Genomic DNA, 24,665 nt, shown 5'->3' with positions numbered 1-24,665 from the left:
CGGTAGGGCTTCGCCATGCCTGAAGAAAACTTCGGGAGAGTTGCCATGCGTGCTGCTCAATTAAAAGCTGTTCTGCCACGGGAGCTGTTGGCTTCGGTGGTTGTGTTTCTGGTGGCCCTGCCTTTGTGCATGGGCATCGCCATCGCCTCTGGCCTGCCACCGGCCAAAGGTTTGATCACCGGCATCATCGGTGGGTTGGTGGTGGGTTTCCTGGCCGGCTCGAAGCTGCAAGTCAGTGGCCCGGCCGCCGGCTTGGCGGTGTTGGTGTTCGAGCTGGTGCGCCAGCATGGCGTGGCGATGCTCGGGCCGATCCTGTTGCTGGCCGGTCTGCTGCAATTGTTGGCCGGGCGTTTTCGCCTGGGCTGCTGGTTCCGGGTCACCGCGCCGGCCGTGGTCTACGGCATGCTCGCGGGTATCGGCGTGCTGATCATACTGTCCCAGGTCCATGTGATGCTCGACGCCGCGCCCAAGCCCTCCGGGCTGGATAACTTGGCGGCGTTCCCGGCGGCAGTGGCCCAGGCCTTGCCATCCTTCGGCTGGCAGGCCGGCCTGCTCGGTCTGTCGACGATTGCGGTGATGTGGTTGTGGGAAAAGTTTCGCCCCCACAGTCTGCGCTTCGTTCCCGGTGCTTTGCTGGGTGTCGGCCTGGCGACTGTCGCCAGCCTGCTGCTGGCCTTGCAGGTCAAGCGGGTGGAAGTGCCGGAGAACATGGCCGAAGCCATTGATTGGCTGCGCCCGGCGGACCTGCTGAACCTGGCCGACCCCACACTGCTGATCGCCGCGTTCGCGGTGGCTTTCATCGCCAGCGCCGAAACCCTGCTGTCAGCAGCCGCTGTCGATCGCATGCACAGCGGTGAGCGTGCGGACTTCGACCGCGAGCTGTCGGCCCAAGGTATCGGCAACATGCTCTGCGGCCTGCTCGGCGCCTTGCCGATGACCGGGGTGATCGTGCGCAGCTCGGCCAACGTCCAGGCCGGGGCCACCACGCGGATGTCGACGATTTTCCACGGCCTGTGGTTGTTGCTCTTCGTGTTGTTGCTGTCCAGCGTGCTGCAAAGCATTCCGGTGGCGAGCCTGGCGGGTGTGCTGGTGTACACCGGTTTCAAACTGGTGGACCTCAAGGCGTTTCGCAGCCTGGGCCGTTATGGCCGGATGCCGATGTTCACCTATGCCGCAACGGCCCTGGCGATCATCTTCACCGACCTGCTGACCGGTGTGCTGATCGGTTTCGGCCTGACCCTGGCGAAACTGGCCTGGAAAGCCTCGCGGCTGAAAATCAGCCTGATCGATCTGCCCCAGGAGGGTGAGATGGAATTGCGCCTGGTGGGGGCGGCAACGTTCCTCAAGGTGCCGGCATTGACCCAGGTACTGGGCACCATACCGACCGGCGCGACCGTGCATGTGCCGCTCAATAACCTGAGCTACATCGACCACTCGTGCCTGGAGTTGCTGGAAGAATGGGGCCGTGCGAATGCCAGCAAGGGTTCGAAGCTGCTGATCGAATCCCGTGGGCTCAAGCGTAGGTTGGAGGGACGGTTGCGCACGACCGTGGGGGTTGGCGCGGCTTCTGCCTGACACCAAGAAACCCTGTGGGAGCAAGCTTGCTCCCACAGGGGATTGTTGCTGGACCTCTATTTTATGAACCACCCGGATTCAATGTGGGAGCGGGCTTGCTCGCGAAGGCGTAGTGTCAGGCAACTCTTTCGTTAGCTGATACATCGCTTTCGCGAGCAAGCCCGCTCCCACAGGGTTTCACAGGGGTTATGTGTTTCAGCCGGATCAAGCCGCCGGCTGATCCAGCTCCAGTCCCACGCCCAGGCGGCGGGACATGCACGGCCAGCGCTTCCAGGCCGCGCCGGTTTCCGGGCTGCTGAGCTTCTCGCGGTAGGTTTCTACCGACTCCAATGCAAACGTCTCGTCGTTGAGCATCTCATCGAACGTGTGATGGACCACTTCATCGAGTTGGTTGGCAAATGCCTCACCGATCAACTGGTGAGCGATCAGATTGGCGACCGTCATGTCCAAGGGGATCAATGGCTGGCCGAAATGCTTGATGTACAGGTCGTTGACCTCTTCGACGAACCGATGTGCCAGGTAGGCTTCGTCCAGGAGGCTGTCGAGCCCGACATGCCCGGCCATGATGGTCGGCGGCTGGAGGAAGTACTGTTCGGCAATCTTCAAAACCGGTTTGATCTGCGACTCGATACCCGCCTCCCTGGCGACGTCATTGGCTGCATCCAGCAGGTCAGGTACTTCATCAATGTAGGCGGCGACAAAACGCGCCAGGACGTCGTTGGCGTTCGCGTCCGGCAATTGAATGGCTCGGTGCAGGTTCGGCAGCTGGGCCGTCAACTGACGCGCCAACAGGCCGGTCTCGGCCTCGTGTTGTTGGGCTTTTTGGATCTGCTCGCGCAATGCGGCGGTGTTCATGACAACTCCAGGAAACAAGGCAATGAAATAGGGAAGACATAACTTAGCTGGCGCAAAAACACTCCTAAGACCTATTTTTCATAACCGTCGCTTCCTTGCTACGTCGCAGTTATATCGATTTGCCATCACTCAGGTTCGCATCCTTCTCCATTCGCGGGCTCTAGCGCAAGCCCTGTCTGTTTCAAACGATTTACGCCATCGCGTTGCGAGGTTGCAGTCGCTGTCTATACTCGGTTTGGAATGGAGTTAGCTGATGACACCCGATTGCATGTGCAGCAAGGCGCGGCGGTTCAAGTTGGTAGTCTGAAGTAGCCGATCCCTTGCCGCAGGCTTTACGCCTACGGGATAACAAGAACGATAAGGGGAACCCGCAATGACGCGACATCCACACGTATGGATGGGCCTCCTGTTGTGGTCGATTTTCAGTCAGGCGCAAGCGGCCTGGACTGTGAATATGGCGCCTGGAGCGACACAGATCAGCAACGCAGTGTTCGACCTGCACATGACCATCTTCTGGATCTGTGTAGTCATCGGCATCATCGTCTTCGGCGCCATGTTCTGGTCGATGATCATGCACCGCCGCTCAACCGGCCAAAATGCCGCTCACTTTCACGAAAATACCCGGGTCGAAATTCTCTGGACCATCGTGCCCTTCGTGATCCTGGTGCTGATGGCGATTCCCGCCACCGCCACCCTGATCAAGATGTACGACTCCAGCGAGTCGGACATCGATATCCAGATCACTGGCTATCAATGGAAGTGGCACTACAAGTACCTGGGCCAGGACGTCGAGTTCTTCAGCAACCTGGCCACACCCGCCGAACAGATCCATAACCAGAGCGCCAAGGGCGAGCATTACCTGCTGGAGGTCGACAAGCCGCTGGTGCTGCCGGTCGATGCCAAGGTGCGCTTTCTGGTGACCTCCGCCGATGTGATCCACTCCTGGTGGGTGCCGGCCTTCGCGGTCAAGCGCGATGCGATCCCCGGGTTCGTCAACGAAGCCTGGACTCGTGTCGACAAGCCCGGCCTGTACCGCGGCCAATGCGCCGAGCTGTGCGGCAAGGACCACGGTTTCATGCCAATCGTGGTGGAGGTCAAGAGCAAGCCCGACTATGAAAAATGGCTGGGCGAACGCAAGGCCGAAGCCGCGCAGCTTAAAGAATTGACCAGCAAGGAGTGGACACGCGAAGAACTCGTTGAGCGCGGCGACAAGGTCTACCACACCACCTGCGTGGCCTGTCACCAGGCCGAAGGCCAGGGCCTGCCGCCGATGTTCCCAGCGCTCAAGGGCTCGAAGATCGCCACCGGGCCGATCAAGGATCACCTGAACATCGTCTTCCACGGCAAACCCGGCACGTCCATGGCGGCGTTCGGCAAGCAGCTGTCGGAAGTCGATATCGCCGCGGTCGTGACCTATGAACGTAACGCCTGGGGCAACAACAAGGGCGACATGGTGACGCCGAAAGAAGTGCTGGAACTCAAACAGGCGCAAAGCCAATGAGCCGGCCTGACGTGTGTTCCCGTAACCGGTCGGGGCTCATCGCCCCGCGCCGTCCAGCCCACTCGTTCGAAGGAGACAGGACATGAGTGCTGTGATCGATGACCACGGTCATGCCGGTGCCGACCACGCCCACGGCCCCGCCAAGGGCCTGATGCGCTGGGTACTGACCACCAACCACAAGGATATCGGCACGCTGTACCTGTGGTTCGCGTTCTCGATGTTCCTGCTGGGCGGCTCGTTCGCCATGGTGATCCGCGCCGAGCTGTTCCAGCCTGGCTTGCAGATCGTGCAGCCGGAATTCTTCAACCAGATGACCACCATGCACGGCCTGGTGATGGTCTTCGGCGCAGTGATGCCTGCGTTCGTCGGCCTCGCCAACTGGATGATCCCGCTGATGATCGGCGCGCCGGACATGGCCCTGCCACGGATGAACAACTTCAGCTTCTGGCTGTTGCCGGCGGCGTTCCTGATGCTGGTGTCGACGCTGTTCACACCGGGGGGCGGGCCGAACTTCGGCTGGACCTTCTACGCACCACTGTCCACCACCTATGCGCCGGAAAGCGTGACGTTCTTCATCTTTGCCATCCACCTGATGGGCATCAGTTCGATCATGGGCGCGATCAACGTGGTCGCCACCATCCTCAACCTGCGCGCCCCCGGCATGACCCTGATGAAAATGCCGCTGTTCGTCTGGACCTGGCTGATCACCGCGTTCCTGCTGATCGCAGTGATGCCGGTGCTGGCCGGCTGCGTGACGATGATGCTGATGGACATCCACTTCGGCACCAGCTTCTTCAGTGCCGCCGGCGGTGGCGACCCGGTGCTGTTCCAGCACGTGTTCTGGTTCTTCGGCCACCCCGAGGTGTACATCATGATCCTGCCGGCCTTCGGCGCCGTCAGCTCGATCATCCCGGCCTTCTCGCGCAAGCCGTTGTTCGGCTACACCTCGATGGTCTACGCCACGGCCGCCATCGCGTTCCTGTCGTTCATCGTCTGGGCGCACCACATGTTCGTGGTCGGCATTCCGCTGGTGGGCGAGCTGTTCTTCATGTACGCCACCCTGCTGATCGCCGTGCCCACCGGGGTGAAGGTGTTCAACTGGGCCAGCACCATGTGGCAAGGCTCGCTGACCTTCGAGACGCCGATGCTGTTTGCCGTGGCGTTCGTGATCCTGTTTTCCATCGGCGGTTTCTCCGGGCTGATGCTGGCCATCGCCCCGGCGGACTTCCAGTACCAGGACACCTACTTCGTGGTGGCGCACTTCCACTATGTGCTGGTGCCCGGCGCAATCTTCGGGATCTTCGCCTCGGCTTACTACTGGCTGCCGAAATGGACCGGCCACATGTACGACGAAACCCTCGGCAAGCTGCACTTCTGGCTGTCGTTCATCGGGATGAACATGGCGTTCTTCCCGATGCACTTCGTCGGCCTGGCGGGCATGCCACGGCGGATTCCCGACTACAACCTGCAGTTCGCCGACTTCAACATGGTCTCGTCCATCGGCGCCTTCATGTTCGGCACCACGCAGATCTTCTTCCTGTTCATCGTGATCAAGACCATCCGTGGCGGCGAGCCGGCACCGGCCAAGCCGTGGGATGGGGCGGAAGGGCTGGAGTGGAGCGTGCCGTCGCCGGCGCCGTATCACACGTTTACTACGCCGCCGGAAGTGAAATGAGATGACACAGAGGACCTGTGTGGGAGCGGGCTTGCTCGCGAATCAGACGACGCGGTCTAACAGAAACACCGCGTCATCGTTCTTCGCGAGCAAGCCCGCTCCCACAGGGTTCAGTGCAAGGAGCCGCATTCATGGCTGATTCGATTTCGCTGAAGAAACTGGTCACCCGCCTGCTGCTGGTGGTGGTGGCCATGTTCATCTTCGGGTTTGCCCTGGTGCCGATCTACGACGTGATGTGCAAGGCGTTCGGCATCAACGGCAAGACCGCCGGGCAGTACGAAGGCGAGCAGACCGTCGACGAGTCGCGCCAGGTTCGCGTGCAGTTCCTGTCGACCAACTCGGTGGACATGCCTTGGGACTTCTATCCCAAGGGCGATGAACTGGTGGTCCGGCCGGGGGCGGTGAACGAGATGGTCTTCGTCGTCCACAACCCCACCAACCGGCCGATGAGTGCCCAGGCGGTTCCGAGCATCGCGCCGAGCAACGCGGCGGCGTATTTCCACAAGACCGAATGTTTTTGTTTTACCCAGCAAGTGCTGCAACCCGGCGAACGCATCGAAATGCCCATGCGCTTCATCGTCGACCGGGACATGCCCAAGGAAGTGAAGCACCTGACGCTGTCCTACACGCTGTTCGATATCACCGCTCGTCATCCACCGGTGGCTCTAAACACTGACCGATAGCGTGCCCGATAAGGAGAACAATAAATGGCAACTCACGAACACTATTACGTTCCGGCCCAGAGCAAATGGCCGATCATCGCCACGGTCGGGATGTTCGTCACGGTGTACGGCCTGGCGACCTGGTTCAACGACCTGAAGGCCGACCGACCGGACTCCCACGGCCCGCTGATCTTTTTCGTCGGCGGCCTGCTGGTGGCCTACATGCTGTTCGGCTGGTTCGGCGCGGTGATCAAGGAAAGCCGCGCCGGGCTCTACAGCGCGCAGCTCGATCGCTCGTTCCGCTGGGGCATGAGCTGGTTCATCTTTTCCGAAGTGATGTTCTTCATCGCGTTCTTCGGCGCGCTGTTTTACGTGCGCACGATCTCCGCACCAGGTTTGGCCGGTGAAGGCGCCAAGGGCATTTCCCATATGCTCTGGCCGACCTTCGAGTTCGCCTGGCCGTTGCTGAACAACCCCGACCCGAAACTCTTCCCGGCGCCCAAGGACGTCATCAGCCCCTGGGGCTTGCCGCTGCTCAACACCATCCTGCTGGTCAGCTCCAGCGTCACCGTCACCATCGCCCACCATGCCCTGAAAAAAGGCCATCGCGGCGCGCTGAAGATCTGGCTGGCCATCACCGTCCTGCTGGGTTGCGCCTTCCTGGGCTTCCAGGCCGAGGAGTACATCCACGCTTATAAAGAGCTGGGGCTGACCCTGGGTTCCGGCGTCTACGGCGCGACCTTCTTCATGCTCACGGGCTTTCACGGCGCCCACGTCACCATCGGCACGATCATCCTGTTCGTCATGCTGATGCGGATCATGCGCGGGCACTTCGACAACGAGCATCAGTTCGGCTTCGAGGCGGCGAGCTGGTATTGGCACTTCGTCGATGTGGTGTGGATCGGCTTGTTCATCTTCGTCTACGTGCTCTGAGGATTTACCAAGGCACGTGGGACACCAACTGGCCGCTGAAAAAACCCCAGGCAATCAAGCCGACGGTGGCGGCGGCCAGACCGACCCGAATCGCCAAGGCGATGACCAGGCGATTGGAACTGCTGTCGTCCTTGACCAGAAAAAACAGACCGCTGAACAGGCTGGCAATCGTGGCAATGAGCATCAGGACGATGGCTGCTTTTAGCATTAGGGACACTCCGGGGGGACGCAATGCACGTGAGTATAGCTATCCCGTTCGATGGCTTTCGGACGGCGCCATGAAACACTTTCGGCCGGGCATCGTGCCGTCGCTGGTGGTCGCCATCCTGGTGCCGGTGATGGTGTGCCTGGGGTTCTGGCAATTGAGCCGGGGCGAACAGAAACGCGTGCTCATGGAGAGTTACGCCGAGCGCCGCGTGGCACCGCCGCTGGACAGCACTGAACTGCAACACACGACCGATCCGGCGTTTCGCCCCGTCAGCCTGCACGGCCAGTTCGACGCCGAACACAGCCTCCTCCTGGACAACCGTCAGCACGACGGCAAGGTCGGTGTCGAACTGCTGCAACCCTTCCTTGATCACGCTACCGGGCTGTGGTTGCTGGTCAATCGCGGCTGGTTGCCCTGGCCGGACCGACGCACCCCGCCGGTCTTCGACACGCCGGAAGCACCGGTGAGCCTGCAAGCCTGGGTCTATGTGGCCCCTGGCGCGACGTTCCAACTGCACGCCGATCCGGCCGGGGCAGCGTGGCCGCGAACGGTCACCGCCATCGAGCCCGACAAACTCTGGGCCGAACTGGGCCGCAGCGGTTTCACCTATGAATTACGCCAACAAAACGGCCCCGGCGCCTACCGGACCGATTGGCCCGTCGTGGCCATGGGGCCGGAAAAACACCTCGGTTATGCCGTGCAGTGGTTCGCCATGGCGGCGGCGCTGTTCGGCCTTTTTCTTTATCTCGGATGGCACAACGCAGGGAGACACCATGGGAACCGCCATGAATCCAACCAACACGTCTGAAGCGCCCACAACGCCCAACCGGCGCAAGGGGCGTCTGCAATTGCTGCTGATTGTGCTCGGGGTGGTCGGCCCGATGCTCCTGGCCACCGTCATGTACAAATTCCAGTTCTGGGTGCCCGACAGCCGCAACTACCACGGTGAGCTGATCGGCACCGGCCAGACCCGCGCCGAGATTGGCGTGCAGGCCGATGAGCAGCGCTGGCAGATCCTGGTCACGGCACCGCAGGGCTGTGCGGTGGATTGTCGCCAACTGGTGTACCTCGCCCGGCAGGTGCAGATCGGCCTGGGTCGCGAAGCGTCCCGCGCCAGCCACGCCCTGGCCGTCGCGCAACCGCTGGACGCCGACTATGACGCGCAACTGCAACGCGAATACCCGCAGCTGCAACGCTATCCGCTGGACTTGCCGGCCTATCAGAAAGGCGCCGAAGGCGCTGGCGGCGCCCAGCTGTGGATCATCGATCCCCACAGCAACCTGGTGCTGCGCTACGACGCCCGGGTCAAGGGCAAGGATCTGCTCAACGACCTGCGCCACTTGCTGAAACTGTCGAACATCGGATGAGGGCATCGACATGGCCAAACCTGGATTTCGCCTCGCGCTGTTTGCCACGCTGCTGGCACTGATCGTCGTCCTGCTGGGCGCCTACACCCGGCTCACCCACGCCGGGCTCGGTTGCCCGGACTGGCCCGGTTGCTACGGGTTCATCAGCGTGCCCAAGAGCGAAGCCCAACTGGCCCATGCCGAGTTGCACTTTCCCGACACCCCGGTGGAAGCCCACAAGGGCTGGAACGAAATGGTCCATCGCTACTTCGCCGGAGCCCTTGGCTTGATGATTACCGTGTTGGCCGCCCGCGCCTGGATGAATCGGCGTCATCCCGGCCTGCCGCTGAAGTTGCCGCTGTTTCTACTGGCGGTGGTGTTCGCGCAAGCGGCGTTCGGCATGTGGACGGTGACCCTCAAGCTGTGGCCGCAAGTAGTGACCGGGCATTTGCTGGGCGGGTTCGCGACGTTGAGCCTGCTGTTTCTGCTCACGCTGAGATTGTCCGGCGTACTGCCGGCGCTGACCGTGCCCAAACGCCTGCAACACTGGGCCACCGCCGGGTTGCTGCTGGTGATCGGCCAGATCGCCCTCGGCGGCTGGGTCAGCTCCAATTACGCCGCCGTGGCCTGCATCGATTTCCCCACCTGCCACGGCCAATGGCTGCCTCCGGCTGACTTTGCCAACGGCTTCCACCTCACCCAACACATCGGCCCCAACTACCTGGGCGGGCAGCTCGACAGCGACGCCCGCACCGCCATCCACCTGACCCACCGCATCGGCGCGTTGCTGGTGACCATGGTACTGCTGGGACTGGCCTGGCAATTGAAAACCGTCGGCATGACCCGACTGGCCGGCCTGGTGTTGATCGCACTGGCGGCGCAAATCACCCTGGGCATCAGTAACGTGCTGTTCCACTTGCCTCTGCCGGTGGCCGTGGCCCACAACGCCGGGGGCGCCGCACTGCTGCTGACCCTGGTGCTGGTCAATTATCACGCCCGCACCAGCCTGGTCCGGGTCAAGCATCAAGTCCCGCTGCGCTGGCGGTTCAACCCGCATAAACACAGCGCCAGCCCCATAACTATAAAAGGAGAGATGCCATGGCAACCTTGACCGGTGAACGCCACAGCCAAGCGATCTGGCGCGATTACCTGGAGCTGACCAAGCCCAAAGTGGTGGTGCTGATGCTGATCACCTCGCTGGTGGGCATGTTCCTCGCCACCCGCGCCGGCGTGCCGTGGACGGTGCTGGTGTTCGGCAACCTGGGCATCGCCCTGTGTGCCGGCGGCGCGGCAGCGGTCAACCATGTGGTGGACCGGCGCATCGACGCGGTGATGGCCCGCACCCACAAACGGCCACTGGCCGAAGGGCGGATCTCCCCCGCCGCCGCGCTGACCTTCGCCCTGGCCCTGGCGGTGATCGGCCAAGCCTTGCTCCTGGCCTTCACCAACCCACTGACCGCCTGGCTGACCCTCGCCTCACTGCTGGGTTACGCGGTGGTCTACACCGGCTTCCTCAAGCGCGCGACGCCGCAGAACATCGTCATCGGCGGCCTCGCCGGCGCGGCGCCGCCATTGCTGGGCTGGGTGGCGGCCACCGGTCATGTCAGCGCCGAACCGCTGCTGCTGGTGCTGATCATCTTCGCCTGGACCCCACCGCATTTCTGGGCCCTGGCAATCCACCGCAAAGAGGAATACGCCAAGGCCGACATCCCGATGCTGCCGGTGACCCACGGCGAGCACTACACCAAAATCCATATCCTGCTCTACACCCTGGTGCTGCTGGCGGTGAGCCTGATGCCGTTCGTGATCCATATGAGCGGGATGCTCTATCTTGTTTGCGCGCTCGTATTGGGCGCCAGGTTCCTGCAATGGGCCGTGGTGTTGTACCGTGGCAGTCGGCCGCACGCGGCGATCAATACGTTCAAGTACTCTATTTATTACTTGTTCCTGCTGTTCATCGCCCTGCTTGTAGATCATTACTTACTGTTGAGCCTATGACTCGAACCCAGAAAACCGTCTTCATCCTCGTGGCCGTGATCGCGCTGATCCTCGGCCTGACCATCAACAAAGTGCTGTCGGGCAAAGGCCAGGGCGACCCGACCGCGCTGATCGACGCCGGCATCATCCTGCTGCCCCAGAGCCGCACCCTGCCGGACGTGAAAATGACCGACCAGGACGGCCAGCCCGTGGCAATCGATGGCTTGAAGGATAAATGGAGCCTGCTGTTCTTCGGCTACACCTTCTGCCCGGACATCTGCCCCACCACCCTCGCCCAACTGCGCCAGATCAAAAGCGAGTTGCCGAAGGAGGCTGTGGATAAGTTGCAGATCGTACTGGTCAGCGTCGACCCGAACCGCGACACGCCCAAGCAGCTGAAGCAGTACCTGGGGTACTTCGATCCGCAGTTCGTAGGGCTGACGGCTTCATCGGTTGAAGACCTGCAGAAACTGGCGAATGCGGTGAGCATTCCGTTTATTCCGGCGGATACCAGTAAGCCCAACTATACGGTTGATCACAGTGGCAACCTCGCGGTGATTGGGCCGGATGGTACCCAGCGTGGGTTTATTCGTGCGCCGTTGAATAATCAGAAGCTGGTGGCGCAGTTGCCGGAGATGCTCAAGCGCAAATAGCGCCTCCAGGGGTATGCCGCTCAGCTAAGCCATGCCCATTCCTTGTGGTGAGGAAGTCCCCTTGTGGTAAGGAAGTCCCTTGTGGCGAGGGGATTTATCCCCGCTGGGCTGCGCAGCAGCCCCCAAAAGGCTGAATGCGATCTACATGGCACAACGCGGTGGCTGGGTTCAGGACGAGGGGCCTCCTGCCCCTAATCTCTCTGTGGGAGCGGGCTTGCTCGCGAAAGCGACGGGTCAGCTTGCATCAATATTGAATGTGCCGCCCTCTTCGCGAGCAAGCCCGCTCCCACACTGGGTGGTGGTGAACACAGCATCTGCAACAGCCCCCAATCCCTGTGGGAGCGAGCTTGCTCGCGATGAAATCAACACGGTTTCAGACCAAAACAAGTCTCCTGCATCGCCGGTAAACCCGGCTCCTACAGCCCCCACCTACACACCTCCACCAACCCACGCATCCTTGCGCCTTTGCCTACAACTACGCCAGAATCCGCCCGCTTGTGCGCCTTGTCCCGGGGTTCTATTGTTTTCCTGCCACTGCCCATCAGTGGTCGGGTTTAGTAGCCCGGTTAAGGATACGGTCGCATGAGTCTCATCAGTCGGGCATTGCCCGCACTCGATGGTGGCTGTGCGCATGGCGCCTTCGGGCGCGCCGGGTTTTCCGTTGTCCTACCGGTCTACTAACTTGCGCACAGCTGCCTCCCTTTCGTTTAGTAGCGAGACGGTAGCGGCCTACTAACAAAGGAAACGTGAAAATGTTCAAAGCAACTCCAAATCCCCCAGATGCTGACCCCACCCCGCAATCCGCAAAAACCAAAGCCAAGCAGCAAGACGAAACCACCAAACGCGTGCTCGATCACTACCTGCTGCCGAAATCGGAAAAATCTCAAGACGACCCCAAACCGGGTCAGCTATTCACCGTCGTGAAAGGCCTCGATAACGAATGCTTGCTCGCTAACCTCAGTGAGACGCTGGCTTCGGCTGATGCGATGGTGAGTGATCTGGCGTTTGAGTTGGATGGATCGAGGCGTCATGTGGCGCTGGGGATTCAGCAGTTGATTGAGCTGGGTTCGTTGTTGGCGAATCGGGTGTTGGATAACGTGGAGCCAAGGCAGTAGTATTTTTTCCTCAATGAAAAAGCCCGACGTTTTGCGTCGGGCTTTGATTCCTCTATCTGCAGAAGCGGACGAATAAGCTGTAAATATTCTCAAATTCTTTCTCCTATATACCGCCATTATCCTCCCTAGCGATAGGCTGCAATCGGCCAGAAGCTGCCCTTCAGGAAGGCCAACAATCGTCCAGAAGCAGGCTTTCACCTACATTGACAAAGCAGCGGCCGATCCAATTGGCTATCGATTTAGAACATGTGGCTGTTTGTGGTCGAAAGCCGGTCGTGGGGAAGCAGCGAATGTACCGGGAATGTGCGTGAAACGTTGTCATCTTTCTTCCTTCAGATGTCCCGCGCACAGTCTCCTCTGTTATTCTGATTCAAAAATCATGCGTGTGGATGAGACGCTATGTTGCATTCAATACAGTTATCAAGCGGCAGATATGTCGGCTAATTAATAGTTGGGGAAACTGAGTATGCACCGCTTAATAGCAAATGGACTTGTTTTCATCAGCATTGCGATATTATGTTCTGGCTGCACATCCTATTCGTCCCAGCCGACAATCAACGAACACGTTGAACCCGAAGAAAAAGAAAATATCTTCAGCTTCAGTTACGAAATAAACTCTCCATGGAAAGATAGTCGCTTTGCCAGGGACGCATACGCAGCGACACTAAAATTTATTCCAAGCGCGCAAAATACTAGCTCAAACCTTACAGCTTCGCCCCTTCCTACCTTAGAAATAAAAATCTCGGAATTTTCATCTGGCGGCGCTTGCGCACAAGAATACTTAACGGGCTTGAGTCTTGGTTTAATTCCTAGTTGGTGTTCAAGGCCAAACCTTTTCAAGTTTAATTTCATACTGAATAAAGACCACAGCTTTTGCAGGCAAAGAACTTATTCAATAAGTTCCACGTCCTTCTCACATCTCACGATGATTCCCTTCGCCCTATTCAATGCGGAAAATCAACCATTAACGCTCTATAAGGCCGCGCTAAAAGATTTCCTTCAAAGAGGTCAATGTACAACGTCCTAACAGGTACGTTCACATGCTTCGCCCGCCGCTACGGAGGAGGCCCCATGTCAAGCATTGGGGGCCGTTTGAGGTGGAAACTTATCTTAGGTGACCGTCTGCTTCTGGCCGAGGCTGTGTAAAAAAGTTTTTGAGCGCGACAGGTACTCAAAACCGGACTTAAAATCGCGCTTCTACGCGAAATCCAGATCTGCTGACGTGCCGATAAATTTCAGATTTAACGTAGACGCGCGCACTTCAATCTTGGCGAAGCGTTTTTACACACTCTGGGCCAATAGCGGTCGGTCTGTAAGCATCGGCCGAAGGGCCATGCTTTACCCCTGGGTGTCTTCGCGGAGCGGTTTCGTAAAAAGGGGACGGATTTATTTCTGATATTTGTCCCTTTTTTCAACTTGATGAAGGAGCCTGGATGACGATCCCACTGCCCAGTATGATCAGGACGTTAAAAGAGCAGGAACTCCCATGCAGCGCGTCATGATCGTCGGCCAGCCAGGGTCAGGGAAAAGTACGCTGGCCCGGGAGATGGGCAAGCACACCGGTCTGCCGGTCATCCATATCGACACGATCCATTGGCAACCGGGGTGGGTCGAGCGAAACGCAGATGAGAAGACTCGCCTTTGTCGCGAGGTCGAGGCTCGCGGTCAATGGATTTTTGAAGGCGGTCATTCGGCCACTTGGGACAACCGTATTGCCCGAGCCGATCTTTTAATATGGATTGATCGCTCATCGGGGCTTCGGTTTTGGCGTGTGCTTCTCAGGACTTTGATCCAGCGCGGCCGCCCTCGCCCAGACCTTCCAGAGGATTGCCCAGAGCAGCTAAGGAAACTCCCGGAATTTTTCAACTTCATGTGGACTACCCGTAAATCGGCGCGTGCCAAGCTGAAGCAGCTTGCGGCAACGGCCCCATCAACCTGTCGCGTCGTCTGTCTGCGATCCAATCGCCAGACCAGGCAATTTCTATCGAGTATTGGGGAAGCGCCTTGCGTGAATTCGTCGCGAAAAGTCCAGGTTCCGACCAAACCGCTGCGTGATTAACAATTCAGTCTGCCCCCCTTCTCTTCAGCCACGAATTGGCTCGATACCGATGCGTTTGCTGGGAACGGGGTTCGCTGTTTACTGCCGCTTAGGGATTGCCTGAACCAATAGCCGGACGACCGATACATGACGCATCCCATAAGGTCATGATTTGCGTCACCGCGTCGTCTATTTGTTTGAGGGGCACACCGTCTCGGGCCAGTACCGAGATCCCCAGCAGAAAGCTGTCAAACACCGTAGCCAATGCCTCGGGCACAACCGTGGCCGGCAGCTCCCCGGATGCGATAGCGCGTTCGATACACGCCACTATCCCTGCACGGTTCAAGGATCTTGCGTCAGCCAGCGGCTGGGAGATGGCTTTGCTTTCATCCGTGCAGGCACTCAGCAGACCCAGCGCCACCAGGCATCCTGGCGGGTGGTCGGGCTCACACTGCATTTTCGCGGAGCGCCGTAGCGTGAGTTCAATCGACTCTCTCGGGGAGAGGGTGGTATCAAACAGGCTATCGGTCACCCGGCCGTGGGTGTTCAGATAACGTTCCATCACTTCATTGAACAGCGCCTGCTTTGAGCCGAATGCAGCGTAGAAGCTGGGTGCGGTGATGCCGCCGCCGATATTTGCCTTGAGCAAGCTGAGGGATGTTGCGTCATAGCCGTGCTCCCAGAACAAATGCATCGCCTGAGTAATCGCCACGCCACGGTCAAAGGTGCGTGGACGTCCCATCTGTGCCATGTGAACCTCCTCGATTACTTAAATACTAATCGATATATAAGTCGTTGACCAGATGGCGGGGCACCTCCATAGTATATCGATCGGTATATATGTGAGGTGGCAAATGACTACAGATGAGCGACACAGCGGAAAGCTTCCGCTTGGGGCCTTACTTGCACTGGCGATGACGGGTTTCATTTGCATTGTCACTGAGACCTTGCCAGCAGGTTTGCTGCCCGAAATTGGCAGTGGCCTGGGTGTCTCTGCGTCTTTGGCGGGGCAGATGGTGACTGTCTATGCGTTGGGATCGTTGCTCGCGGCAATCCCGCTGACCATTGCCACGCAAAGCTGGCGCCGCAGGACGGTACTGCTGGTGACCATTGTCGGCTTCCTGGTATTCAACTCCCTCACGGCGCTGTCTTCCGATTACTGGCTGACGCTGATAGCACGGTTTTTCGCCGGGGTTTCAGCGGGGCTGGCGTGGAGCCTTATCGCAGGCTATGCACGGCGCATGGTCGTCCCTCATCTGCAGGGGCGCGCATTGGCGGTGGCGATGGTGGGTACGCCCATCGCGTTGTCACTGGGTGTGCCGATGGGAACCTGGCTGGGTGGATTCATGGGCTGGCGCATGGCCTTTGGACTGATGTCCGGCATGACCCTGGTATTGATCGCTTGGGTGCTGATCAAAGTGCCGGATTACCCTGGCCAATCATCTTCACAGCGCATGCCGTTACGTCAGGTGTTTTTCACCCCAGGCGTCCGCTCGGTATTGGCTGTCGTCTTCACCTGGATGCTGGCCCACAACATTCTTTACACCTATGTCGCGCCCTTCGTTTCCAGGGCAGGGCTGAACAGTGACGTCGATTTGGTATTGCTCACATTTGGTGTCGCGGCGCTGGCCAGTATCTGGCTCACGGGCCGACTGGTTGACCGGCACCTGCGAACAACCGTGCTGGCCAGCCTTGCAACATTTGCAGCGGTTTCGATTTTCATCGGAGTGTTCTCAGGCTCCGCCGCAGCCATTTACGTGGGTGTCTTCATTTGGGGACTGACCTTTGGTGGCGCGGCCACGCTGCTGCAAACAGCACTCGCCGACGCCGCAGGTAAGGGCTCTGACGTTGCGCTCTCCATGAACGTAGTGGTCTGGAACAGCGCTATTGCCGGCGGTGGACTGCTGGGGGGCGTGTTACTCGGCCAATGGGGAACGAGTGCATTTCCGGGCGTGTTGCTGGCGTTGCTATTGATCAGCCTGGCTATTGCATTTCGGGCACGGTCGCATGGTTTTCCGCAAGGTCAACGGCACACCACCCAGGCGATCCACGGTCATTGATCGGTGGATAGCACGCCTTTGCATGGTCGTAATTTTCAGTCATAACTCGATGGATAAATAAAATGAAAAAGCGCTTTGGATTGTCCCTCGCTGCAGTCGCAATCACCCTGGCTTTGCCATGCTTGGCTCAAGCGGCAGAGTTTCCTGTGCCAGCGGGATTCAAGAGTGAATTCAAAACCATAGACGGCGTCAGGCTCCACTATGTGAAGGGCGGTTCCGGGCCTTTGGTTTACCTGGTCCACGGATTTGGTCAAGCCTGGTATGAGTGGCACAGCTTGATGCCCGAACTCGCGAAAACTCACACCGTAGTTGCGGTGGATTTACCGGGCCTGGGCGAGTCGGAACCGCCCAAGACCAGTTACACCGGCGCTGATGTCTCGAAATATCTGTTCGCCCTCGCGACACAGCTAAGCGGGAACCAGCCGTTTGACTTGGTGGCGCATGACATCGGTATCTGGAACACCTATCCAATGGCAGTCACCCACCAAAGCCAGATAAGGAAACTGGTGTACATGGAGGCACCGATTCCCGACAAACGCATTTACGATTTCCCGGCATTCTCACCACAAGGTGAGTCGCTGGTCTGGCATTTCAGTTTCTTTGCCGCAGGCAACCAATTGGCTGAAAAGTTAATCACAGGGCATGAAAAGTTGTTCCTCTCGCACTTCATCAAAGAACACGCGACCAACAAGGATGCCTTTACGCCTGAGCTGCTCGATCTTTACGCCAAGTCATACGCCAAGCCCCATACGCTGAACGCGTCGTTCGAGTACTACCGAGCGCTTAACCAATCGGTCATTGAAAACGTCGAGCTGTCGAAGGCTCCGCTGAATATGCCCGTACTGGCAATCGGCGGTGGAGGGCACGGCGGAATGGGGCAATTTCAAGTGGACCAGATGAAACAGTACGCGACCCATGTAGAAGGCCAAGTCTTGCCCAATTGTGGGCACTGGTTGCCAGAAGAATGCTCCGCTGAATTGAATCCTCTGGTGGTCAAATTCTTGAATAACTGACGGATGTTCTTGATGCGCAAGGTGGCTGCTATTTGAAACGCGGCGGCCACCGATGTGATCCGCGGTCCGGGCTTGGCATATGTCCGCTTTTGGCCGGTTTCTGCCTGCCGTGAAGGACCGATTCGACCCAATATCGATGGCTTGTTCTCACGGGCAGAAATCGGCCTATCCGACGCGGCGTTCAAGCAACGGTGCTGTGAGTTTAATGAATGAAGGTCAATCGGAGAAAACGTGGACAGACCACGATTATGAGACGGGCCGATTACAAGTGAACTCAAAATCGTAGTCTGTCCCTAGTTCCACGCTTTGTTGAGGCGCGAGGGGTATCGCATCAGAACGATGCGGCCTTAGAAAGGCCCTCGATTCAGCACAATGTGCTGCAGCTTTTCCAGTGCCTCAGAATAATGGGATGCTTTAACTCCCTCCTCAGGTGAGCCTGCCAACGTACTAGGTCCATGGGTGAAATTATTTAGCGTAGTGTTGATTTCCCCGGCCGCTCCCCCTGCCCCGGGAGTGTGCCAGAGAGTCGGGTTGCGATTTACTCGAACCACTGTCTCGAAGAGGACTGCAATGATGTCACCAGGATTCTCGACATTGAAGCCATCATCTTCAGTCAAAATAAGCTGATCAACCGAGGGCAACGGGGCTTTGTAGCGAGACTGAGCTTGAGCTCGGACCAGTTCCAGCATCTTTACCACATCGGCATCGCTCCCTGACTGAAGGTTGTAAAACCGAATCTCAGGATCGCTACAAACGCCTACTGCATAGTCAATTAATTTTTTCACTTGGTGAATCTCTCTGATTGGATCCATATGGATGAGGGCTTAATGCCATCATTTCAAGGCCTCTCGAATAAGGGGACGCATTTATTTGCTGATATCCCGTCCGCCCCCCTCGTCTTCTCAGCCAAGCTACTCAAAAGCGCCGCCGCTTGATGAACACTCCCATCCCCAGAGCCACGGCAAAGATCGACAGCAACCCCAGACCTGGCTTGCAGCAACACAACCAACCGCACCCGCCGTCACCAGCACCATCCCTAGCCTTGCGCAGAGGTACGGCTTGAGAAACTGATCGAGCAGGAAGGGCAACACCAAGGCCATGACCAGTTGGGTAATTTCGGACATGTGCGTCTCCAGTCAGATTTTGATGATCAATGTCGAGAGGGTGCGTTGCGGGCCGATACCGCCGTTGACCTGCGCCTCGATACTCACCAACACGTCGCCCGCATGGTAGGTGGGAAGGATTTCATTGGCATACATGCGCACGCCGACCCCAACAGGAACACCCACCTAAGTGGAGGCCACGGCACTGGTGGCAGCAGTGAAAGCAGAGGCAGCAAGATTAGCGATCGTGGTGCGTTGGGCATTGAGGGCATCGCCCTGTTGGCGGGTCAGCGGCTTGGAGATGCCGATCATCATCACGCACGGCAGACTCTTGGCCTGCATCTTGTCGTAGACCTCGACGACCTTGCTGTTGACTTCATAGTGGGCGCTTTTCGCCTCGCCAAAATGCAGCTCGCGCAGGCGTCCGCGTTCGCTGTCGGTGAGGGTGATCTGCGAGACGTTGAAGACGATCCCGTGATTGCCCATGTATTGGAAAGTCCCTTCGATCTTTATCGCCCGCCTCCTTTTGGGTGAAGGTGGCGATTCTCTAGAAGGAGCGGATGGGATTCAAATCATTTCAGCTTGTTGGGAATAAGGGGACAGATTCATTACCAGCAAATAAACCCCCTTTTATTCTCACCAGCTTGTTGGCGCTGATGTGCTCGCGAACACGAGGTGTAGGCAGTTAATGCCAAGCCTTTAAGGTGAACGCCCAGCAAAGCTGGGCGGCAGGATCGAACTCAGAACGCGAAGCAAGAACACCCGAAGGCGCCCCAGAAGCCTTGGTGATCGCTGACCGGAACGCTGCTGCGGCGCGCGCGATCATGCTGGTGTTGATGCACGGCACAAGAACCGATGCACTGGTGGATGCTGGCGACCAGCGGCACAGAGCTTGGGCTCCAGTGTCCAGGCACGATTGCTACCGGCGACCAGTCTGGCATCACTGGTACTGTCGGCGGCGCTAGCTTGTCGAATTCATGAGTGGCATGTACCACTTTGCCGCCCACCACCGTGAGGACCGATTCGAGCCACTTAATCGCTTCTTCTTCGACGCTGAAGAAGTCCGCTGTCAGTGCGACGAGGTCGGCAAGCTGGCCCACCTTGATCTGACCCTTTTTGCCCTGCTCGCTGGAGAACCAGGCACTGCCATGGGTGAACAGCTGCAAGGCGGTGGAGCGAGGCAGGCCCTGCGGGTAGAGCGTGGTACCACCGACAGTTTTGCCGCTGACCAGCCAGTACAATGCGGTCCAGGGGTTGTAGCTGGCCACGCGGGTCGCGTCGGTACCTGCACCGACTGGCACACCTTCAGCCAACATACGCTGGATAGGCGGCGTAGCTTCGGCCGCCTTGGCACCGTAGCGGTCGATAAAGTATTCACCCTGGAAGGCCATGCGGTGCTGGATAGCGATGCCGCCACCAAGGGCGCGAACGCGCTCGATATTACGCGGGCTAATGGTCTCGGCGTGATCGAACAACCACGGCAGGCCGTTAAATGGGATGTCGCGGTCGACTTTCTCGAACACATCGAGCATGCGTGAGATGGATTCGTCATAGGTGGCGTGCAGACGGAACGGCCAGCGCTGTTCGACCAGATGGCGCACCACCGGCTCCAGCTCATCTTCCATGCTCGGCGCCAGATCCGGGCGCGGCTCGAGGAAGTCTTCGAAGTCGGCGGCAGAAAACACCAGCATCTCACCAGCACCGTTATGACGGAGAAAGTCGTCGCCCTGATGCAGCTTGACGCTACCAGTCCAGTTCTTGAAGTCGGTCAGCTCTTCCTTCGGCTTCTGAGTGAACAGGTTGTAAGCAATGCGCACGGTGAGCTGGTCCTTGTCGGCCAACTCCTGGATCACCTGATAATCGTCCGGGTAGTTCTGATAGCCACCACCGGCATCGATAGCGCTGGTCACACCCAGGCGGTTGAGCTCACGCATGAATTGGCGGGTGGAGTTGACCTGGTACTCCAGCGGCAGCTTCGGCCCTTTGGCTAGCGTCGCATAGAGAATCAAGGCATTTGGACGCGCAATAAGCATACCGGTGGGATTGCCACTGGCATCGCGCTGGATTTCACCACCCGGCGGATTGGGCGTATTGCGGTCGTATCCGACGGCACGTAGAGCGGCGCGATTGAGCAGGGCGCGGTCGTACAGGTGAAGGACAAATACTGGTGTATCCGGTGCAGCCTGATTCAGCTCCTCGATGGTAGGCAGCCGTTTCTCGGCGAACTGGAATTCGGTCCAGCCACCGACCACGCGCACCCATTGCGGTGTCGGTGTGCGGTCGGCTTGAACCTTGAGCATACGCAGGGCGTCGGCCAAGGAGGGGACACCTTCCCAACGCAATTCCAAGTTGTAATTCAGGCCACCACGGATCAGGTGCAGGTGCGAGTCGTTGAGCCCTGGGATGACGGTTCGTTTTTGCAGGTCCACCACCTTCGTGGCGCTACCACGCAAAGCCATGGCTTCGGCATCACTGCCTACGGCGATAAAACGACCATCTTTGATAGCAACGGCACTGGCCTGTGGCTTCTCAGGATCGACCGTATGCAGACGACCGTTGAAGAGGATGAGATCGGCGATCATGGCGCCTCCTTGGAAACTTGCAGAAGAAGTGCCGGCTAAAGCGGCAATGGGCAGGGCTGACCAGGCGGCTCCAATAGCACCTAGCACACCACCTGCAACGAGCATGCGGCGACGATCTGAATCGTGGCTCATGGCCGGGCTTCTTTAGGCGTCAGCCAGGCGGCAAAGACACGCGTGGCCATGGGCATGCACACGTAAACCACGAGTAAGACGATGCTCAGGGTGATCAGCGCGTTGCTCATCAAGTAGCTGGAGAGCAATGGCGCCAGGCGGAACAGCGGCTGCCACAGCTGGGGAATCAGCAAACTCAGCGGCAGGATTACAAGAAAGCTGATGACGGCTTGCTTCCAAAGCGCAGGTGGTTGCTGGGTATTGTCGGGCATGAACCAGAAGTCCTTGCCCAGTAGGATCTCGGTATTGTCGCCGGCGCTCAGCAATGGCTGCACCTCTGCGACCAACTGCTTTCGTACGTCCGAGTCCAGCCAAGCCTGCATGTGCTGAAGCTGGTCGAAACGCAGTATGCAGGTGAAATTGACGAAGTTGGCCTGACTCTCGCGTGCTACGTCTACAGCCAAGTGGCCTTGGCTCTGCCCGGCCGTGTCGATGGCCCGATGCAACCAAGTGTCATAGCGTTGCTCGTGTCGACGGTGTACTTGATGGCGCACCACTAGCGTGACGGTATCGGCTTGCGTCTGATTCATTTCGCAGTCTCCGTATCTAAAGCGAGTTAGGGAACAGCCCCCACCCAGTGGGGGCTGGCATTGGCTCAGATAGGTGCTGCGATGGGCGCCAGGGTCGGGCCGTGCTCTACGCGCTCAGGAGCCTTGTGGACCATGGTATAGGCGTAGTCGACGCCCATACCGTATGCACCGGAGTGTTCCTTGACCAGGTCCATGACGGCGTCGTAGGTCTCGCGGTTCTTCCAGTCACGCTGCCACTCCAACAGAACCTGCTGCCAGGTGACGGGTACCACACCTGCCTGGATCATGCGCTGCATCGCATAGTCGTGAGCCTCTTTGGTGGTGCCGCCGGAAGCGTCAGCAACCATGTAAATCTCGTAACCGGCATCGTGCATGGCGGAGAGTGCGAAGGTGGTGTTGCACACCTCAGTCCACAACCCGGAGACGATGATCTTGTTGCGGCCATTCTTCTTCAAGGCATCACGAACCTTCTGGTCATCCCAGGAGTTCATCGAGGTGCGCTCAAGAAGTGGAGCGTCGGGGAAGACGGCGAGGAGTTCGGGATAGGTGTGGCCGGAGAAGCTTTCGGTCTCTACCGAAGTGATGGTAGTCGGCACATTAAAGATCTTGGCGGCCTTGGCCAGGCCCACGGTGTTGTTCTTCAGAGTCTGGCGGTCGATGCTCTGTACGCCGAAAGCCATTTGAGGCTGCTGGTCGATAAAAATCAGCTGGCTGTTTTGAGGGGTCAGAACTTCGAGTTTTGGATTGTTCATTATTGTTTACCTGTCAGTTGAGTAATGGTCCGTAAATTGATCCGGACGGTCACACCTTCTTGTTATCCCAAGAAGGGGATGGCGCCATCTAAAGCGGCTACGGCCCGAATTCGAATCCAAGTTAGCCGAACGACAGGAAATTTGCGCTCGCATTAATGCGCTCTTGAAGGTGCATTAATGCGCCGGCGAGACTGTTTTTGCGCTGCTAGCATTTGCCTCCCACAACCCGGATCGTAGTTATTAACGCGGTCCATAAATCGCTAGGAGAATGCAAATGTCAGCCACTCGTCCAAATGGCCAAAAGACCGCCTATTGGGGTGTTTCCTGGGAGGAAGGCTACGGCTACCCGCAAGCAAGACAGGTAGGTAACGAGATTTATGTGTCTGGCCAATTTAATCACGATGAAGAAGGCAATCTGGTAGCCCCTGCGCCGCTGGATAGTGAAGGTAAACCCAGCGATTTCTCCGTGATGGGAGAGCAGATGCGCACCTCTTACGACAACATCGCCAAACTGCTCGCGCTCTACGGTGCAACGCTTGAGGATGTCGTTGAAGAGACGCTGTTCGTATTGGATATGGATGCGGCATTTGCCGTAGTTGGCAAGGTGCGCAAGGCCGCCTATGGCACCGAACGCCCCCAATGCGCCAGCAACATTATTGGTGTGTCGAGATTGGCGCAGCGCCCGCAGCTGATCGAGATCGCATGCAAGGCGGTAATCGGTGCGCGAGCCGACTAAGCATAAATCCCGGTTTAACTACGTAAGCGGGAGATCGAGATGCCCCTCGATGAGGGGCTTTTGATCAGCTACTGCCGCTGCGCAAAACGTCATGAACGCTTTGACTCGCCACGACTTTCGAATGTCCTGGTGGGTGAGTAGCCAAAGATCATCACTGAGCTCTGGAACAACCGGACCGACACGGACCAAGCCAGGCGTGATGTCCCCGAGCATGCAGGGAAGAAATCCGAAACCAAGCCCCGCCACGATTGCAGCACTTGCCGCAGCGACTGAATCGGTACGGTACGAAATACAGTTCGCATCCACTCGGCATTCGAGGTAGCGAGCTACCTTCAACCCGCAAAGAGCGCCGGAGTAGGACACCCACTCTTCACCGTCAACGAACGGCTTGGACGCAGGCGCGCTTTTTACACTTCCATAGGGTGCCCAGGCGATTGTCGCAAGTTTACGCCCCACCAGACTCTCAGATGGCTTATTGGTTGCTCTCACCGCGATGTCAGATTCATCTCGGGCCAGACTCAGCGTCTGGTTACCCACTAGCACCTCAATTGCTATCCCTTCGTTAACCGTCTTGAAATCAGCAATGATCGGGGTGAGGAAGTAGAGCAGCAGAGAGTCGCTGGTGGTAATTCTCAGTTTTCCGAGAGGCCCCTGACCCGCGCGCGATACGCGCCGAGCGACGCTGACAATATCAAGTTCCACTCGCTCAGCGAGCGCCCGCAACTCCGCGCCTTCGGCAGTCAGCATGTATCCAGAGCGGCGATGATCGAACAGGGCGACTCCCAGCGTTTTCTCAACCTGAGAGACACGACGCGAGACGGTGGAAACGTTGACTCCTAGCCTCTTGGCAGTGTCGGCACGATTGCCACATTCGCTAAGCGTTTTGATGATGCGCAAGTCATCCCAGGAAAGCTGGTTTACAGCATCGCTGACATCCCATTTGGCGCCGATTGATAAGCCCTGGCTTGACGAAGCATTATTCGATGACGATTTCACGCCAAGACATTCCTAATATCGTGTTCAGTCATCATACGAAAACGCTAAAGGAGAACCAAGGCAATGCCCACAAGGGGACGGACGAAAGTTTGCCTGCGGTCTTTGGCTATCTGAATCTAGCGGTCTCACTGACCGTCCGCTTTTCGCCGAAAGCAGATATTTATTAAGAAAAATTCTCTGTTAG

At 58.2% G+C, this 24,665-nt stretch carries 24 protein-coding genes and 1 pseudogene; 15 read left to right on the top strand and 10 right to left on the bottom strand.

Annotated features, from left to right (window positions below; translation table 11 throughout):
- Nucleotides 1-45: 45 nt before the first annotated feature.
- Nucleotides 46-1,575, top strand: a complete 1,530-nt coding sequence (locus LOY70_RS00575; RefSeq protein WP_207283831.1) for a SulP family inorganic anion transporter — start codon at nucleotides 46-48, stop codon at nucleotides 1,573-1,575.
- A gap of 204 nt (nucleotides 1,576-1,779) precedes the next feature.
- On the opposite strand, the gene LOY70_RS00570 is transcribed toward LOY70_RS00575, so the two are convergent.
- Nucleotides 1,780-2,430, bottom strand: coding sequence for a hypothetical protein (locus LOY70_RS00570; RefSeq protein WP_123413961.1), 651 nt, complete (start codon nucleotides 2,428-2,430; stop codon nucleotides 1,780-1,782).
- A 373-nt stretch (nucleotides 2,431-2,803) separates the two neighbouring features.
- Between LOY70_RS00570 and coxB the strand changes: the two genes are divergently transcribed.
- The 4 genes from coxB (at nucleotide 2,804) to LOY70_RS00550 (ending at nucleotide 7,201) form a co-directional block, all read left to right on the top strand.
- Entirely contained in the window at nucleotides 2,804-3,931 is a 1,128-nt protein-coding gene (gene coxB / locus LOY70_RS00565; protein ID WP_265032464.1) for a cytochrome c oxidase subunit II, read from the top strand.
- Nucleotides 3,932-4,013: 82 nt separating this feature from the next.
- On the top strand, nucleotides 4,014-5,606 hold the full coding sequence (gene ctaD / locus LOY70_RS00560; protein WP_072411169.1) for a cytochrome c oxidase subunit I: 1,593 nt from the start codon (nucleotides 4,014-4,016) through the stop codon (nucleotides 5,604-5,606).
- Between the two features lie 131 nt (nucleotides 5,607-5,737).
- A complete protein-coding gene (locus tag LOY70_RS00555) occupies nucleotides 5,738-6,289 on the top strand; it encodes a cytochrome c oxidase assembly protein (RefSeq protein ID WP_123413963.1) in 552 nt (183 codons plus the stop codon).
- A gap of 24 nt (nucleotides 6,290-6,313) precedes the next feature.
- The gene (locus LOY70_RS00550) at nucleotides 6,314-7,201 is read left to right on the top strand and encodes a cytochrome c oxidase subunit 3 (protein ID WP_265032461.1); all 888 of its coding nucleotides are present in this window, start codon (nucleotides 6,314-6,316) and stop codon (nucleotides 7,199-7,201) included.
- A 4-nt stretch (nucleotides 7,202-7,205) separates the two neighbouring features.
- Here the strand turns inward: LOY70_RS00550 and LOY70_RS00545 are convergent, their stop codons facing one another.
- On the bottom strand, nucleotides 7,206-7,409 hold the full coding sequence (locus tag LOY70_RS00545; RefSeq protein WP_265032459.1) for a twin transmembrane helix small protein: 204 nt from the start codon (nucleotides 7,407-7,409) through the stop codon (nucleotides 7,206-7,208).
- 70 nt (nucleotides 7,410-7,479) lie between these two features.
- Here LOY70_RS00545 and LOY70_RS00540 point away from each other — a divergent pair, with 70 nt between their 5' ends.
- The 7 genes from LOY70_RS00540 to LOY70_RS00510 all read left to right on the top strand — a co-directional run bounded on the left by LOY70_RS00540 (nucleotide 7,480) and on the right by LOY70_RS00510 (nucleotide 14,559).
- Complete coding sequence (locus tag LOY70_RS00540) at nucleotides 7,480-8,217, top strand: SURF1 family protein (protein ID WP_265032458.1); 738 nt, start codon at nucleotides 7,480-7,482, stop codon at nucleotides 8,215-8,217.
- Nucleotides 8,183-8,776: a hypothetical protein gene (locus tag LOY70_RS00535; protein ID WP_265032456.1), complete on the top strand. Its 594-nt coding sequence runs from the start codon at nucleotides 8,183-8,185 to the stop codon at nucleotides 8,774-8,776. The genes LOY70_RS00540 and LOY70_RS00535 overlap by 35 nt, the downstream gene beginning before the upstream one ends.
- 10 nt (nucleotides 8,777-8,786) lie before the next feature.
- Nucleotides 8,787-9,866: a COX15/CtaA family protein gene (locus LOY70_RS00530; protein WP_265032455.1), complete on the top strand. Its 1,080-nt coding sequence runs from the start codon at nucleotides 8,787-8,789 to the stop codon at nucleotides 9,864-9,866.
- Nucleotides 9,854-10,753, top strand: a complete 900-nt coding sequence (cyoE, locus tag LOY70_RS00525; RefSeq protein WP_060739833.1) for a heme o synthase — start codon at nucleotides 9,854-9,856, stop codon at nucleotides 10,751-10,753. The genes LOY70_RS00530 and cyoE overlap by 13 nt, the downstream gene beginning before the upstream one ends.
- Nucleotides 10,750-11,385: an SCO family protein gene (locus tag LOY70_RS00520; RefSeq protein WP_265032453.1), complete on the top strand. Its 636-nt coding sequence runs from the start codon at nucleotides 10,750-10,752 to the stop codon at nucleotides 11,383-11,385. Before cyoE ends, LOY70_RS00520 begins: the two co-directional genes overlap by 4 nt.
- A gap of 752 nt (nucleotides 11,386-12,137) precedes the next feature.
- Entirely contained in the window at nucleotides 12,138-12,500 is a 363-nt protein-coding gene (locus LOY70_RS00515; RefSeq protein WP_265032451.1) for a DUF6124 family protein, read from the top strand.
- 1,486 nt (nucleotides 12,501-13,986) lie between these two features.
- Nucleotides 13,987-14,559 carry an AAA family ATPase gene (locus LOY70_RS00510; RefSeq protein WP_265032449.1) on the top strand — a complete coding sequence of 191 codons (573 nt, stop codon included), beginning with the start codon at nucleotides 13,987-13,989 and terminating at the stop codon, nucleotides 14,557-14,559.
- Between the two features lie 88 nt (nucleotides 14,560-14,647).
- On the opposite strand, the gene LOY70_RS00505 is transcribed toward LOY70_RS00510, so the two are convergent.
- Nucleotides 14,648-15,289, bottom strand: coding sequence for a TetR/AcrR family transcriptional regulator (locus LOY70_RS00505; protein ID WP_265032447.1), 642 nt, complete (start codon nucleotides 15,287-15,289; stop codon nucleotides 14,648-14,650).
- Between the two features lie 103 nt (nucleotides 15,290-15,392).
- Between LOY70_RS00505 and LOY70_RS00500 the strand changes: the two genes are divergently transcribed.
- Entirely contained in the window at nucleotides 15,393-16,598 is a 1,206-nt protein-coding gene (locus LOY70_RS00500) for an MFS transporter (RefSeq protein ID WP_265032445.1), read from the top strand.
- A gap of 62 nt (nucleotides 16,599-16,660) precedes the next feature.
- Nucleotides 16,661-17,611: an alpha/beta fold hydrolase gene (locus LOY70_RS00495; protein ID WP_265032443.1), complete on the top strand. Its 951-nt coding sequence runs from the start codon at nucleotides 16,661-16,663 to the stop codon at nucleotides 17,609-17,611.
- A 347-nt stretch (nucleotides 17,612-17,958) separates the two neighbouring features.
- On the opposite strand, the gene LOY70_RS00490 is transcribed toward LOY70_RS00495, so the two are convergent.
- From LOY70_RS00490 to LOY70_RS00460, 6 genes and pseudogenes are all read right to left on the bottom strand, one after another.
- Nucleotides 17,959-18,396: a hypothetical protein gene (locus LOY70_RS00490; RefSeq protein ID WP_265032441.1), complete on the bottom strand. Its 438-nt coding sequence runs from the start codon at nucleotides 18,394-18,396 to the stop codon at nucleotides 17,959-17,961.
- A 126-nt stretch (nucleotides 18,397-18,522) separates the two neighbouring features.
- Nucleotides 18,523-18,735 (bottom strand): hypothetical protein, encoded by a 213-nt coding sequence (locus tag LOY70_RS00485; RefSeq protein ID WP_265032439.1) that lies wholly within the window; start codon nucleotides 18,733-18,735, stop codon nucleotides 18,523-18,525.
- Between the two features lie 12 nt (nucleotides 18,736-18,747).
- Nucleotides 18,748-19,227 (bottom strand): annotated as a pseudogene (locus LOY70_RS29965) (hypothetical protein).
- Between the two features lie 227 nt (nucleotides 19,228-19,454).
- Entirely contained in the window at nucleotides 19,455-21,296 is a 1,842-nt protein-coding gene (locus tag LOY70_RS00470) for an amidohydrolase (RefSeq protein ID WP_265032434.1), read from the bottom strand.
- 128 nt (nucleotides 21,297-21,424) lie between these two features.
- Nucleotides 21,425-21,997, bottom strand: a complete 573-nt coding sequence (locus LOY70_RS00465) for an antibiotic biosynthesis monooxygenase (RefSeq protein WP_265032433.1) — start codon at nucleotides 21,995-21,997, stop codon at nucleotides 21,425-21,427.
- Nucleotides 21,998-22,062: 65 nt separating this feature from the next.
- Nucleotides 22,063-22,749 carry a hydrolase gene (locus LOY70_RS00460; protein ID WP_265032431.1) on the bottom strand — a complete coding sequence of 229 codons (687 nt, stop codon included), beginning with the start codon at nucleotides 22,747-22,749 and terminating at the stop codon, nucleotides 22,063-22,065.
- 274 nt (nucleotides 22,750-23,023) lie between these two features.
- On the opposite strand from LOY70_RS00460, the gene LOY70_RS00455 reads away from it, so the two are divergent.
- Complete coding sequence (locus LOY70_RS00455) at nucleotides 23,024-23,485, top strand: Rid family hydrolase (protein WP_265032429.1); 462 nt, start codon at nucleotides 23,024-23,026, stop codon at nucleotides 23,483-23,485.
- A gap of 18 nt (nucleotides 23,486-23,503) precedes the next feature.
- Here LOY70_RS00455 and LOY70_RS00450 read toward each other — a convergent pair whose 3' ends face one another.
- The gene (locus tag LOY70_RS00450; RefSeq protein WP_265032427.1) at nucleotides 23,504-24,481 is read right to left on the bottom strand and encodes a LysR family transcriptional regulator; all 978 of its coding nucleotides are present in this window, start codon (nucleotides 24,479-24,481) and stop codon (nucleotides 23,504-23,506) included.
- Nucleotides 24,482-24,665 lie beyond the last annotated feature (184 nt).

It is taken from the genome of Pseudomonas sp. B21-054 (assembly GCF_026016345.1).
Taxonomy (GTDB): domain Bacteria; phylum Pseudomonadota; class Gammaproteobacteria; order Pseudomonadales; family Pseudomonadaceae; genus Aquipseudomonas.
This window is presented reverse-complemented; position numbering and strand designations above follow the sequence as displayed.

What these genes read in the sequence shown, in the direction of transcription:
- cyoE (WP_060739833.1), top strand. Translation starts at nt 9,854, where the DNA reads ATGGCAACCTTGACCGGTGAACGCCACAGCCAAGCGATCTGGCGCGAT.
- LOY70_RS00575 (WP_207283831.1), top strand. Translation starts at nt 46, where the DNA reads ATGCGTGCTGCTCAATTAAAAGCTGTTCTGCCACGGGAGCTGTTGGCT.
- LOY70_RS00570 (WP_123413961.1), bottom strand. Translation starts at nt 2,430, where the DNA reads ATGAACACCGCCGCATTGCGCGAGCAGATCCAAAAAGCCCAACAACAC.
- LOY70_RS00500 (WP_265032445.1), top strand. Translation starts at nt 15,393, where the DNA reads ATGACTACAGATGAGCGACACAGCGGAAAGCTTCCGCTTGGGGCCTTA.
- LOY70_RS00505 (WP_265032447.1), bottom strand. Translation starts at nt 15,289, where the DNA reads ATGGCACAGATGGGACGTCCACGCACCTTTGACCGTGGCGTGGCGATT.
- coxB (WP_265032464.1), top strand. Translation starts at nt 2,804, where the DNA reads ATGACGCGACATCCACACGTATGGATGGGCCTCCTGTTGTGGTCGATT.
- LOY70_RS00530 (WP_265032455.1), top strand. Translation starts at nt 8,787, where the DNA reads ATGGCCAAACCTGGATTTCGCCTCGCGCTGTTTGCCACGCTGCTGGCA.
- LOY70_RS00470 (WP_265032434.1), bottom strand. Translation starts at nt 21,296, where the DNA reads ATGATCGCCGATCTCATCCTCTTCAACGGTCGTCTGCATACGGTCGAT.
- LOY70_RS00485 (WP_265032439.1), bottom strand. Translation starts at nt 18,735, where the DNA reads ATGTCCGAAATTACCCAACTGGTCATGGCCTTGGTGTTGCCCTTCCTG.
- LOY70_RS00550 (WP_265032461.1), top strand. Translation starts at nt 6,314, where the DNA reads ATGGCAACTCACGAACACTATTACGTTCCGGCCCAGAGCAAATGGCCG.
- LOY70_RS00510 (WP_265032449.1), top strand. Translation starts at nt 13,987, where the DNA reads ATGCAGCGCGTCATGATCGTCGGCCAGCCAGGGTCAGGGAAAAGTACG.
- LOY70_RS00535 (WP_265032456.1), top strand. Translation starts at nt 8,183, where the DNA reads ATGGGAACCGCCATGAATCCAACCAACACGTCTGAAGCGCCCACAACG.
- ctaD (WP_072411169.1), top strand. Translation starts at nt 4,014, where the DNA reads ATGAGTGCTGTGATCGATGACCACGGTCATGCCGGTGCCGACCACGCC.
- LOY70_RS00495 (WP_265032443.1), top strand. Translation starts at nt 16,661, where the DNA reads ATGAAAAAGCGCTTTGGATTGTCCCTCGCTGCAGTCGCAATCACCCTG.
- LOY70_RS00465 (WP_265032433.1), bottom strand. Translation starts at nt 21,997, where the DNA reads ATGAATCAGACGCAAGCCGATACCGTCACGCTAGTGGTGCGCCATCAA.
- LOY70_RS00555 (WP_123413963.1), top strand. Translation starts at nt 5,738, where the DNA reads ATGGCTGATTCGATTTCGCTGAAGAAACTGGTCACCCGCCTGCTGCTG.
- LOY70_RS00460 (WP_265032431.1), bottom strand. Translation starts at nt 22,749, where the DNA reads ATGAACAATCCAAAACTCGAAGTTCTGACCCCTCAAAACAGCCAGCTG.
- LOY70_RS00515 (WP_265032451.1), top strand. Translation starts at nt 12,138, where the DNA reads ATGTTCAAAGCAACTCCAAATCCCCCAGATGCTGACCCCACCCCGCAA.
- LOY70_RS00540 (WP_265032458.1), top strand. Translation starts at nt 7,480, where the DNA reads ATGAAACACTTTCGGCCGGGCATCGTGCCGTCGCTGGTGGTCGCCATC.
- LOY70_RS00545 (WP_265032459.1), bottom strand. Translation starts at nt 7,409, where the DNA reads ATGCTAAAAGCAGCCATCGTCCTGATGCTCATTGCCACGATTGCCAGC.
- LOY70_RS00455 (WP_265032429.1), top strand. Translation starts at nt 23,024, where the DNA reads ATGTCAGCCACTCGTCCAAATGGCCAAAAGACCGCCTATTGGGGTGTT.
- LOY70_RS00520 (WP_265032453.1), top strand. Translation starts at nt 10,750, where the DNA reads ATGACTCGAACCCAGAAAACCGTCTTCATCCTCGTGGCCGTGATCGCG.